This is a genomic window from Chroogloeocystis siderophila 5.2 s.c.1, assembly GCF_001904655.1.
Taxonomy (GTDB): Bacteria; Cyanobacteriota; Cyanobacteriia; order Cyanobacteriales; family Chroococcidiopsidaceae; genus Chroogloeocystis; species Chroogloeocystis siderophila.
Map to the genome: position 1 here is coordinate 318,690 of NZ_MRCC01000002.1, position 12,057 is coordinate 330,746.

General features: G+C 43.5%; 10 protein-coding genes. 6 read left to right on the forward strand and 4 right to left on the reverse strand.

The genetic code is table 11. The features are described from left to right. Positions 1 to 232 precede the first annotated feature (232 nt). Positions 233 to 1,453, forward strand: coding sequence for a geranylgeranyl reductase (gene chlP / locus NIES1031_RS03190; protein WP_073548064.1), 1,221 nt, complete (start codon positions 233 to 235; stop codon positions 1,451 to 1,453). Positions 1,454 to 1,746: 293 nt separating this feature from the next. Here the strand turns inward: chlP and NIES1031_RS03195 are convergent, their stop codons facing one another. Beyond that, positions 1,747 to 2,517, reverse strand: coding sequence for a response regulator transcription factor (locus NIES1031_RS03195; RefSeq protein WP_073548065.1), 771 nt, complete (start codon positions 2,515 to 2,517; stop codon positions 1,747 to 1,749). Between the two features lie 270 nt (positions 2,518 to 2,787). On the opposite strand from NIES1031_RS03195, the gene NIES1031_RS03200 reads away from it, so the two are divergent. Then, positions 2,788 to 3,861, forward strand: a complete 1,074-nt coding sequence (locus tag NIES1031_RS03200; protein ID WP_073548066.1) for a YheT family hydrolase — start codon at positions 2,788 to 2,790, stop codon at positions 3,859 to 3,861. A 17-nt stretch (positions 3,862 to 3,878) separates the two neighbouring features. Here the strand turns inward: NIES1031_RS03200 and NIES1031_RS03205 are convergent, their stop codons facing one another. Further along, on the reverse strand, positions 3,879 to 4,430 hold the full coding sequence (locus NIES1031_RS03205) for a YIP1 family protein (RefSeq protein WP_073548067.1): 552 nt from the start codon (positions 4,428 to 4,430) through the stop codon (positions 3,879 to 3,881). A gap of 130 nt (positions 4,431 to 4,560) precedes the next feature. Here NIES1031_RS03205 and NIES1031_RS03210 point away from each other — a divergent pair, with 130 nt between their 5' ends. Next, entirely contained in the window at positions 4,561 to 5,553 is a 993-nt protein-coding gene (locus tag NIES1031_RS03210; protein ID WP_073548068.1) for a hypothetical protein, read from the forward strand. 267 nt (positions 5,554 to 5,820) lie between these two features. Next, on the forward strand, positions 5,821 to 6,834 hold the full coding sequence (locus NIES1031_RS03220; RefSeq protein WP_073548070.1) for a hypothetical protein: 1,014 nt from the start codon (positions 5,821 to 5,823) through the stop codon (positions 6,832 to 6,834). An 8-nt stretch (positions 6,835 to 6,842) separates the two neighbouring features. Here NIES1031_RS03220 and NIES1031_RS03225 read toward each other — a convergent pair whose 3' ends face one another. Further along, positions 6,843 to 8,171, reverse strand: coding sequence for a DUF2254 domain-containing protein (locus tag NIES1031_RS03225; protein ID WP_073548071.1), 1,329 nt, complete (start codon positions 8,169 to 8,171; stop codon positions 6,843 to 6,845). Then, positions 8,161 to 9,189, reverse strand: a complete 1,029-nt coding sequence (locus NIES1031_RS03230) for a mechanosensitive ion channel family protein (protein WP_073548119.1) — start codon at positions 9,187 to 9,189, stop codon at positions 8,161 to 8,163. The genes NIES1031_RS03225 and NIES1031_RS03230 overlap by 11 nt, the downstream gene beginning before the upstream one ends. A gap of 209 nt (positions 9,190 to 9,398) precedes the next feature. Between NIES1031_RS03230 and NIES1031_RS03235 the strand changes: the two genes are divergently transcribed. Together NIES1031_RS03235 and NIES1031_RS03240 are read left to right on the forward strand one after the other, a co-directional pair. Then, positions 9,399 to 10,415 (forward strand): DUF389 domain-containing protein, encoded by a 1,017-nt coding sequence (locus tag NIES1031_RS03235; RefSeq protein ID WP_073548072.1) that lies wholly within the window; start codon positions 9,399 to 9,401, stop codon positions 10,413 to 10,415. An 18-nt stretch (positions 10,416 to 10,433) separates the two neighbouring features. Further along, on the forward strand, positions 10,434 to 12,005 hold the full coding sequence (locus NIES1031_RS03240) for a cation:proton antiporter (RefSeq protein WP_073548073.1): 1,572 nt from the start codon (positions 10,434 to 10,436) through the stop codon (positions 12,003 to 12,005). Positions 12,006 to 12,057: the final 52 nt, after the last annotated feature.

Consider the following 12,057-nt stretch of genomic DNA (forward strand, 5'->3'; position numbering starts at 1 on the left):
CTTAGTGTAAAGATTTCATGTTGATCAATATTTTTGTTATCTAAGCTACAGATGTATAGATGATTAGAAGGTAGGGTGTTTCGCGTCCCTGAACCGTCCCTGAACCCTGTATATAAGTATCAAAATATTAAGGTCTGTTGCATTTCAGTCACATCTTCATAGGAAGTCACTGAGCAAGCTAAAAGTCCGTGATACGATGCTTTTCTAGCTCTTGAAGATTGGGAGAAGACCTTTGACACTACGGGTTGCTGTTGTAGGCTCAGGTCCAGCTGGTTCTTCAGCCGCCGAAACCTTGGCAAAAGCTGGAATTGAAACATATTTGTTTGAACGCAAGCTAGACAACGCCAAACCATGTGGCGGAGCAATTCCGCTGTGTATGGTGAGTGAATTCGATCTACCGCCGCAGATTATTGACCGTCAGGTGCGGAAGATGAAGATGATTTCCCCCTCAAATCGCGAGGTGGATATCAATCTAGTCAATGAAGATGAATATATAGGAATGTGCCGTCGCGAAGTTCTCGATGGCTTTTTACGCAATCGCGCTGCCAAACTCGGCGCAAAGTTAATTAATGCTACAGTTCATAAACTCGATATTCCGCAAAATAATACAGATTTCTATACAATTCACTACGTAGACCACTCAGAAGGTGGCGCACAAGGAATTGCCAAATCCTTGAAAGTGGATGCAATTATTGGTGCTGATGGGGCAAACTCCCGTATTGCTAAGGAAATTGATGCTGGAGATTATAACTACGCGATCGCTTTTCAAGAGCGGATTCGCTTACCTGAAGCCCAAATGGCGTACTACAACGACCTTGCCGAGATGTACGTCGGTAACGATGTCTCTACTGACTTCTACGCTTGGGTGTTCCCGAAATACGACCACGTTGCTGTCGGTACAGGCACAATGCAGGTGAATAAAGCCAGCATCAAACAGTTGCAAGCTGGGATTCGGGCGCGGGCGGCGCGAAAACTTGTCGGTGGTCAAATCATTAAAGTCGAAGCGCATCCAATTCCCGAACATCCTCGTCCTCGGCGTGTTGTTGGTCGCGTAGCGCTTGTCGGTGATGCAGCAGGTTATGTCACAAAGTCTTCCGGTGAAGGGATTTACTTTGCGGCGAAATCAGGTCGGATGTGCGCTGAAACTCTTGTTGAGGTATCTCAAGGTGGAACTCGCATTCCTACCGAAAACGAATTGAAAATTTATCTACGACGTTGGGATAAAAAATATGGCATGACCTATAAAGTATTGGATCTGCTGCAAACTGTCTTCTACCGCAGCGATGCAACACGCGAAGCTTTTGTTGAGATGTGTGCAGACTTGGATGTGCAGCGCCTCACGTTCGATAGCTACCTTTACAAAACGGTAGTTCCAGCGAACCCAATTACTCAAATGAAAATCACAGCCAAAACCATCGGTAGCCTAATTCGCGGTAACGCCCTTGCTCCTTAAGTAATTGTTGTTCTCGATAGGGCGATCGCGTAGGCTCAGGTCTGGCGATCGCTTTATTTGCTATTCATACGTTTATGTATAGCGGTTAGTAATTGGCTGTTAGCTCTTATCTTTTAAAAAAGCTTACCAGCGCAATACATTTACTCAATTTACTTGTCCTCACCCGAATGCGTCTTGCTATAAAATCGAACTTTAACGTAGACGCACAGCATCGTGCCCTAGGCTACTACTCCAAACACAGAAAAAATAGATAATTACGAATATAGATACACCGGCTTGATTAAGTTAATTTTTTAGTTAGGCGCTTTTTCGGGAAGGACTGCACTTGTCGGTATCCCACTATTATTGTCACTACTTTGTTCTTCACTTGGAAGTTCTAAACAATAACCTGCACCATACACTGTTTTGATATAACGGGGATGGCGGGGATCTGGTTCTAATTTGGTACGTAAGTGGCGAATGTGTACGCGAATCGTTTCAATGTCGTCATCAGGGTCATAGCCCCATACTTCTTTGAGAATATCGCTAGGGGAGACTGTTTGGCCGTGACGTTGCAACAAACAATGCAGTAACTCAAATTCTAGGTGAGTTAGTTTAACTGTTTGCCCAAACCAAATTGCCTCAAATCTTTCTGGTACTAAGGTTAAAGCACCATAATTGAGAATTTCACTATGCTTGGCTGCTTGCGGAATGCGATCTGTTCGTCGCAACAACGCGCGCACGCGGGCTAGCATTTCTTCAATTTCAAACGGTTTCGTCAAATAATCATCCGCCCCAGCATTGAAACCTTCGACTTTATCTTGCGTTTGGCTCAACGCTGTGAGCATCACCACGGGAATTTCTGCTGTCCGTTCATCGCGCCGCAACCGCTGACAAACCGTAAAGCCATCAACCCTGGGTAGCATGAGGTCAAGCAGAATGAGATCTGGCTGTATCTGGATCGCTAACGCCTGTCCCTTAATGCCATCTTCTGCTTGGCTAACATCATATCCAGCCATTTCGAGATTAACCGCAACTAGTTCAGAGATTGCAGGGTCATCATCTATAACGAGTATCCGAGGCATTCTAAAAAATGTTACCGTTTATTAAAGTTAAATAAGAACCTTTGGTAGATACAAAGATTGCTGTACTGATTATAAGGAGGATTATAAAAGTTTGCTAAAGATTATTGTGTAAAGCTTCTAACACAAAAGTGCTAATTATTAAAGTAAGGTAGTCCCTTACGCGATCGCTGGATGTGTTAAATTTGCTTGATCATTGCTGCAAGTAAAAGTTGCTAAAAATTGCTAAGCTCTATTTATACTCCTCCCTGGTGGTTGAAAAATGGTCTTGCCATGACGCTGTATACAGCTTTATGGGCAAGTCGTGATTGGGAAAAGACTGTAAATGATCCTGAACCACCATATCAAGAGAAAACCTTTGTAGGAGCGCAGGAAGTACCAATTTTTGCGTGGGTAGCTATTCCAGAAAATCCGCGTGGCACAATTATTGGCACATATGGAATTACAGGCTCTTTAGAAAATCAATGGTTTCTACGCATATTAGGACGTAAGGCATTTGCCAAAGGCTACGCAGTCGTCTTGTTTGATTGGCGCGCTCACGGTAAAACGGCTTTATTGTCGCCAACACTGACATCCGATGGCTTGTACGAGGGAGAAGATTTTATTCAGATTGCTGCCCAAGCTAAAGCGATGGGATGTCCTGCCAAATTTTGGTTCACAGGATTTTCTTTGGGTGGACAACTGGCGCTATGGGCAATAAAAGCAGTTAATGAGAGGTCAGAGGTCAGAGGTCAGGGATCAGGGGAAATGCCGAGTGCTGGCTCTACTCAAGCAGAACAAAACCTTACGCGCCTCAGTTATAAAGACATTGGGGGTGCAGCGGTGATTTGTCCGAGTTTAGACTCGAATCGATCGCTTTCATATTTAGTTAAAGATCCCCTCGGAAAATATTTAGAACAAGCGATCGCCAAAGAACTGAAAAGACTTGCTTGGCGAATTTACGCAGCACATCCAGACGCAATCGATCCCGCAGCAATTGAACGCGCGAATAGTATTTGGGGTTTTGACAACGAACTTGTTATCGAACGCTTGGGCTTTCCCTCAGTCGAGGCGTATTATGAAGCCAGTAGCGGCTTAAAAATTTTACCCAGCTTGCATAAACCAACCTTAATTATTTATGCAGAGGACGATCCAATGTTCGATCCGGCGATTGTGCCTGATTTACTTTCCTCGTGCGATCGCAACCCGAACATAGACTTAATTTTAACACCGCATGGCGGTCACGTTGGTTACTACAGCAGCAAGCAATGTCAAGCACAAGCAGGCGACCCCGATCCTTGGTGGGCGTGGAATCGCGTTTTAGAATGGTGCCAGATAAGGAGTGAGGAGCGTGTGGCTAGTGGTTAGAATGCTGTTCCTAAGTATCAATTCGTAAATAAAACTTGTACTGAGCCTACTGCAAATTGAATTAAAGGCCACCCGATTAAGCAAATGACCGCCGCCCAGACATTGCTAATATCTAACCCCTGGCGGACTGCAACAATAACAGCAAGTAAACTCCAAACTGCGAGGACTAGCTGAATAGGAATTCCTAGCAGCGGAATTAACGTTAAAAAGTTGAATACTTGAGGCGCGTAAGCAAAACCAATCGGAACGAGTAATTCTTGAAACGAAACATGACGTGGTTTGAAGCGATCGCCAATTTTCCAAATCGTAAATGTCCAGAAATAGTAACCTAATATTACACTAATAACATTAAGTATTAATGCAAAGATAAATGTAGTAATACCGACACGATTAATTAATAAAATAAAGGCATTACCTAAAGCGTTAGAGATGGCTGCTGCAATAACAATCGATTGAGCAACGCGGCGCGTTCGGCGTGTATTAGGAGCATCTTCATAGAAGTGAGCATCTAAAGTCAAAGCTTCCCGCAAAGTTGTTCTAAACTTCCATTGGTCATTCCTGGCACTCACCTTCAATCTCGACTTTTGCTAGATAATTACGACTTTAGAATAAGGTATTTTTATCTTATATCTAAGTATAAAAAGTGATAAAGCAGTTTTTGATTTTACATACTACAAAGCTACACATAGGATTAGCTTGATGAAACGGGTTTTCGATTGGCTGCATGGTACTACATTTAAGCTACTAAGTTTGGCTGTCGTCATATTTCTCGTTTGGGGAACGCTAGCACCACTAGAAACAATCATATGGTGGCTATCACAGGATGAGGAGAGTATGAATCCTGATGCGAGTCAACCAGACGCAACTTCAGACGATGACTCTAGCACCAGTGAAGCATCGGTTAATTGCTACGTCGTTTTCCTCCCAGGAGTAGGAAGCTATGACGCGGATAACTTAACCGAGGAAGAATCAAATTTTGTAGATCGCGTGATTGAAACACATCCTTACTGCGTATCAGTGCGAGATGTGTTTCCGTATTCTGCTGCGAATGAAGGATTAGTCGGAGAAAGGATTCTAGCACCTGTGTGGAATGTCATCAGACAATCTGACGGCTTAGCGTATACCGTCATTAACATTCGTAATATTTGGCGAATGGCATTATCCGCAGACCCGCGCTATGGACCTGTGTATAACCGAGGAATTGCGAGTGCAATTATTGATCGCATGAATGCAGCGTCGCCGATGCCTCCTGCGAATCAAAGGATCAATGCGATTGTAATGAGTACCAGTGGTGGAGCACAAGTCGCGCTTGGGGCGGTTCCTTATCTTGACGATTGGTTAAATGCGCAAGTTTATGCAATTTCAATCGGTGGCGTCTTTTCTGGTCGGGATGGTTTTGAGCAAGCCGATGGCGTGTATCACCTTTATGGTACTGAAGATTGGATTGATGATATCGGCTGGATTATATTTCCCTCGCGCTGGCGCTGGGTTTTTGGCTCTCCGTTTAATCGCGCGCGCCGTCAAGGACGCTATCAAGCAATTGAAACAGGTCCTCACGAACATGATGGCGATCGCGGCTATTTTGGCGAAGAAACTGTCGATGATGGAACTAAATATATCGATTTAACGCTGGAAAAGCTCAATGCATTGCCGATTTGGTCAGTCAATAATCATAGCACAAAGCAAGAGTAGGCTAAAAAATCTGACCTTGAGTGCATGATGTATAAAAAATTTCAAAGTTTATGTAATGAGTGGTATCTGAAGCGGGCACACTATACATAGAGACTTGCAATCTTATTGTCAGGCTTTTTAACAAGCCACAGAGGAGCCATGGCAAAGTTGCAGGGGTAACCCCCGTTGTAGCAACTGGCGTGCGCAGAGGTAAAGAGTTAAAGAGGGATTCTTATGAAGTATTTGAGATTGGTATAGCAACTGCTGGCTAGATATAATTGATACGCAATGTTGAAGTTAATTAATAATATTCTTGAGTGGCTGCGTGGTGGGGCTTTGAGGCTACTCATTTTAGCAGCAGTAATCCTTGCAATATGGGGAATCCTTTCGCCGATAGGAACTGTAGTATGGTGGCTAACGCAGTCGGAAACGTTGGGTTTAAAGCGACAATCGCTGCAACTTCCTAAAGGAAATAACTCAAATAGTGCAAATAAGCCAAGAAGTTTAAATTGTTATATCGTTTTTCTTACAGGGGTAGGCGATTTTTCCACAAACGAATTAACCGAGGGCGAAGAAGATTTTCTCAAAGGTTTAGCACAGACGCATCAAGATTGTGCCATTGTTAAAGATGTTTTTCCTTACTCCGCAGCCAACGAAAACTTGGGAGGAGAACGCTTATTAGCGCCTGTATGGCGCTTTGCTAACGAAGCCGAAGGCTGGCTTGGTATTGCTGATGTATTAATTAAAATTCGCAATTTGTGGCGCTTTGCGATTTCTGCTGATGAGCGTTATGGTCCGGTTTATAACCAAGGAATCGCAGGTGCGATCGCTGAACAGATGAATGCAGCTAGTCCCTTACTACTCGGTTCGCAGCGTCAACCGTTGGAAATTATTCTCATTGGTACTAGTGGCGGCGCACAAGTAGCGTTAGGGGCGACTCCGTATCTCAATCAATGGCTGAATTCGAATATTACTGTGGTTTCTGTTGGCGGTGTGTTTAATGGTATTAATGGCTTTGAGCAAGCTGACCGTGTTTTCCACTTGCGTGGAACTCAAGATTGGATAGAAGGTATCGGCAGAATTATTTTTCCTTCGCGTTGGGTATTTACGATCGCTTCTCCTTTTAGCCGCGCCCGTCAAGAAGAACGTTATCAATCAGTTGTCAGTGGACCGCACGAACACGATGGTTCACAAGGTTATTTTGGTAGAGATCAACTCCCAGGAAGCAATACAACGTATGTCGATTTAACGCTAAAAGCAATTAACCAATTACCCATTTGGCAGCGCCAGGAAAATAAATAATTAAGGAATCATTGTGCCTTGAGCAGCTTGAGAACTGCAAAATATCGCTCTTGAACATCTTTTTTGTCGAGTTCTTCAGATATTCCTTCGTGGCTACCGCGTTCGATCATTTGCGCGTGACGCAGCAGCGCTGCGCGTTGTTCTTTCGTGGTTGTGTATTGTGCAATCCGCGCAATCGCCTCCAATAATCGAATTGTTACAGCAACATCTGTTTGCCCAGCTTGCCTAATTTGATTAAAGGCAGTATCAACGACACTAGCAAAAGTTGTCGGTTCAGCGATCACGCGCAGTTTTTTATTTTCATCGTAGCGATAGCGCGAGGGAATTTCTTTTTGCGCAAAGTGACACAGCGCCGCACTCAGTTGATCGATACAGCGATTCGCTGTAAATGGATCGTTAACTCCAGTTGAAAGCGCACGTACTGCAATTTCTACTAACTGATTAATCGAAAACTCTAAATCTTGTTGGGGACTACGCTGATTATCAATAATAAAAATGCCTTTGAGTTTTTTCGCTAGCTTTCTATTCATCTGCTGTCCGTGCCAAACTGAAACTAAATTGTTGCCTTGAACGACATAATCTCCAGGACGATAATTCAGTCGCACGATCACATCAAATTTTGCCGCAATTTCAATTAATTCTTCGTTATCAATCGCTTGGATATAACCACTTTTATCCGATCTTATTGAGCTAGCTTCTTCCTCAAAGTTATCTGGAATATCTGTATTCTTAATTTCTTGTTTATCTTTTGCGGTACTGCGTCCGACTTTTTGCGGAAATAGGCGCTCAATTGTCTCACTTAACTTTGTACCGACGTTTGCTATGACCTGCTGTGCCTGAATTGATGTAGCAACGTGATGTAAAAAATAGATTAATACAGCAACACCAAAAATTGCAAGAACAATGCTAAAAGCTACTGAGAGGTGTGGAACAAATTCATCATCGTCAATGCTGTTAACAGTACGTAAGATTAATAAACAGTAGACGAATGTAGAAATAAATGTTCCTAGAACAATTTGATTACCTGTATCGCGCATGAAATTGCCAATTAGTCTAGGTCCAAACTGTCCAGAAGCGAGTTGTAGCGCGACAATCACAATGGAGAAGGCTGTAGTCGCAACCGAAACCATTGAACCTGCAACTGTCGAAAGCACTTCTCTTGCGCCTTCAGGTCCGCGACTATAAGTTAATGGTAATCCTTGTAACCAGTCTTTATCTCCGTGGTCGAGGGACAGCATAATATATGCGAGGGCGATCGCACTGAGTACCATCAACAACGGAACAAACCAAAAACTGTTGTGCAGCGATTCCCAGATTTTACCTAGTTTAGTTTTCATACTTCCGATCCTGTGTCTTTGGAACACAATCACCATCATTTTCGCCATTTTGAGATTGCATTTCTGCCAATTTCCGAATCGAGTCGCTGATTCTACGTGGTTTGGGGGCTTTTTTGTTTCCAGCAGGCCATCCTTCGCGTTGTCGCGTGCGATCGCCGTCGGTTTCTTCGGTTTGGTCATGAAACAAAATTTGCTGCGTGGGAAATGGCATATCAATGCCATTATCGGTTAGTGTTTTCTTAATCGCGGTTAAGACTCCATCACGCATTTGCAGTGTTTCTAATCTTCTGGGTGGCTTTACCCACCAACGCGCGCGAATATTAACGGTACTTTCTGCCAAATCTACTACAAGGACATCAGGCGCTGGGTCGCGTAATACCCCATCGACGCTGTACATTGCTTCTAAAATCAGTTCCTTAGCACGGTCAATATCATCGCCGTAACCAATGCCGATATCGTATTGTAAGCGACGATTTTCAAAAGCTGTATTGACTGTTACTGAATTTGTAAATAGTTCCGAGTTAGGAATTACTATGCGACGACCGTCATACGTTCTAATTGTCGTTGCCCGCGTTTCAATATTCTCGACAGTTCCCTCAAAGTCTTTAAATACAATTTGGTCATCAATGTGAAATGGCTCAGTCAATAAAATTAAAATTCCGGCAAGAAAGTTTTGTAGAATATCGCGAAACGCAAAACCAATAGCCACACCGCTAATTCCGAGTAGTTGTACCAAATCTCCGGCGCGAAAAGTTGGAATGACGATTGACAACGCAACAAATAAACCAATTAATACAACTGCACCTTGAGTCAAGCGCCCCAGCACCATCCCTAAATTCCGTGCTTGTCGGTGTCTTCGTGTTAGCTTTCTAACAAATAATTTGAAAGAGCGCGCTGCGAAAAAAAAGATGGCAAAGACAATCAATGCTACTACGACGTTGGGTAGCAAAACGATTGTGCTATTGACCATGCCTTGAATTCTTTGCCAAGCTTCTAATGCTGCTGTTTCCAGGTTCATGAACTTGTTAGTACCGAAAAATTGTGAGTTATGAATGCAATTTGCTGAAAATCCTTCATTAATGAATTTGCCTAAATTAACTAGGCTCATCAGCATAGAGGATGACGTTTTTCTGCTACTCAGTGATAATACTTGGATGAGAAATTGCCGTGCAACATCCTAACTCATCTTTTGGTCTTAAGCTTTACGAGTAGTTCTAGGAGAGTAGTGTGCTGTTTGATATTCGCCGACGATTTAACTTGCTGCATAAGCGGAGAGTTGCACTGCACGATTTGCAGTCGATGCACGAGGGGCTATTAGAAGAATCAGCGCTAGAGCGGATTTATATTATCTTAATCGTTGGCTCTTGTGTTATTGCTACCTTTGGATTACTGTCTAATAGCGCCGCCGTGATTATTGGCGCGATGATTGTGGCTCCTTTAATGTTACCGATTCGGGCAATGGCATTTGGTGCATTGGAGGGTAACTTCCGGTTATTTCGCACAGGCTTAAGTTCAATCATTGTGGGCACACTCCTCGCCATTGCGATCTCGTGGTTGATTGGAATGTCTGTTGGTTTAGCGGAATTTGGTAGTGAAATTTTTTCGCGATCGCGTCCGACTTTGCTCGATCTAGGAATTGCGATCGCAGCAGGAGGAATAAGTGGTTTTGCCAAAGTTGAACCCAAGGTTTCGCCTACGTTAGCAGGAACTGCGATTTCTGTTGCTTTAATGCCACCGATTTGTGTTATTGGTTTAGGGCTTTCACAAGCAAATTGGTCTTTGAGTTTCGGCGCAACGATCTTATATCTCACCAATTTGCTAGGAATTACGCTTTCTTGTATGCTGATTTTTCTAGTTACAGGCTATACTCCGCTCTATCGTGCTAAAAAAGCGCTGATTTGGACCGTTGGACTAACGACAGTGCTACTTGTACCGCTAGGATTTAGCTTCTTTCGCTTAACTCAGCAAAATCGGCTCGAAGCTAGTTTGAGACGCGCGCTGCTAAACCGAACTGTCACCTTTCAAAGGTTAGTACTGATCGATAGTAATATTAACTGGTTGAGTGAGCCACCAGTAGTACGCTTAAATGTTCGTTCTAGAGGCCCTGTCACGCCAAGACAAGTTGAGCTTTTAGAAGAATTTTTAGCTAGAGAAACAGGACAACGCTTTACTTTGATTTTTGAAGTTGGTCAAATTGAAGAAGTAAGACGTGAAGGCGTCAACAGTTCTTCTTTTGATGAGTAAACTTAAGTTTTAGCTAACATGACAACAGAAACACTAGCCGAAGTAGCGATTGAGCAAAATATTAAACAATTTCTTTTGGTATTGTCTGTTTCCTTGAGTATCGCCACATTACCGCAGTTTTTTAGCTGGTTTCGTCAAATTCCGTATACGCTGCTTTTAGTCATTGTTGGCTTGGGTTTGGCGTTTGTTGATGTGAGGCTCGTAAATCTTTCGCCACAACTGATTTTAACGATATTTTTACCCCCGCTTTTGTTTGAAGCCGCGTGGAATATGGAATGGGCAAAGCTCAAGCGCGACTTAGTACCAATTATGCTGTTTGCGATTGTAGGGGTTGTTATTTCGGTGATTGGTGTAGGTTTAGCACTCAATCAAACCGCCGGAGTAACAATCGGAATTGCTTTGCTCTTAGGTGCTTGTGTCGCTGCAACTGATCCGGTTTCTGTCATTGCATTATTTCGCGAACTCGGTGTCGAAAAACGTTTGACAATTCTTATGGAAGGCGAAAGCTTATTCAATGATGGAATTGCTGTTGTCGCGTTTAGTTTTGTCGTCGGTTTTGCGCTAGGAACAGATACTTTAGAACTTCAAGAACTCATTGCACGGTTTTTTACGGTTGTTGGAATCGGAATTGGTTGTGGTTGTGTTGTCGGTTTTGGCATCTCTTATCTAACGCAGCGATTTGATTTACCTTTGGTCGAGCAATCACTTACTTTAGTCTCGGCGTATGGTACTTACATCATTACCGAAGATTTAGGCGGTTCAGGCGTTATTGGCGTTGTCACGACAGGTCTTGTTTTAGGAAACTTTGGCTCGCGAATTGGAATGCAGCCGAGTACGAGATTAGCCGTAACTCAGTTTTGGGACTTTCTGGCATTTTTTGTGAACTCAATTGTGTTTCTGCTAATTGGCGATCAAATTAAGTTTGAAGACTTGGGCGCTAATTTAGGGCTAATTGCAATTACGATCGCCGCAATGATCGTTACAAGAGCGATCGCAATCTTCGGTTTGGGTTGGTTGAGTAACATCTTGGTTAAATCAGAAATATCTTGGTCCGATGAACTGATTTTATGGTGGGGAGGTTTGCGTGGTTCGGTGGCGATCGCGCTAGCGTTGAGTGTACCAGTCACGTTACCCGAACGCACAACGATTGTTTCTGTCGTATTCGGTGTTGTCCTCTTTACGCTTTTAGTCCAAGGATTAACGACTAAACCTTTGGTAACAAGGCTTGAACCGTTAGGCGATCAAACCATCCGTCAAGAGTATTTGGAAGCGCTCGCGCGGTGGACAGCCCTCAATCGCGTTCTACAACACCTATCGCAAGCAACGAGTCGCCCTGAAATCGATCCAGAATTTTATCGTTACCAAGAAGCTTTAGTCGAAGGACAGCTTGACAATCTGCAACAAGACATCAACAAGCTACGCAACGAACATCCTCAGCTACGCGACTTTGCAGTAGAACAGTTACAAGCAGAACTCCTCGCGATCGAAGCAGATACGTATGCGGAGTTAGTGCGCGGCGGGCGCTTAAGCGACAAATTACCACCAATGCTTGAAGAAGTCTTTCAGCAGATGAATAAACAAAGTCCGTAATTCGGATAGTTTTCTGCAACGTGCAGCCTGAATAACAAATGAGGTGGCGACT

What these genes read in the sequence shown, in the direction of transcription:
- NIES1031_RS03195 (WP_073548065.1), bottom strand. Translation starts at nt 2,517, where the DNA reads ATGCCTCGGATACTCGTTATAGATGATGACCCTGCAATCTCTGAACTA.
- NIES1031_RS03230 (WP_073548119.1), bottom strand. Translation starts at nt 9,189, where the DNA reads ATGAACCTGGAAACAGCAGCATTAGAAGCTTGGCAAAGAATTCAAGGC.
- NIES1031_RS03200 (WP_073548066.1), top strand. Translation starts at nt 2,788, where the DNA reads ATGACGCTGTATACAGCTTTATGGGCAAGTCGTGATTGGGAAAAGACT.
- NIES1031_RS03225 (WP_073548071.1), bottom strand. Translation starts at nt 8,171, where the DNA reads ATGAAAACTAAACTAGGTAAAATCTGGGAATCGCTGCACAACAGTTTT.
- NIES1031_RS03240 (WP_073548073.1), top strand. Translation starts at nt 10,434, where the DNA reads ATGACAACAGAAACACTAGCCGAAGTAGCGATTGAGCAAAATATTAAA.
- NIES1031_RS03220 (WP_073548070.1), top strand. Translation starts at nt 5,821, where the DNA reads ATGTTGAAGTTAATTAATAATATTCTTGAGTGGCTGCGTGGTGGGGCT.
- NIES1031_RS03210 (WP_073548068.1), top strand. Translation starts at nt 4,561, where the DNA reads ATGAAACGGGTTTTCGATTGGCTGCATGGTACTACATTTAAGCTACTA.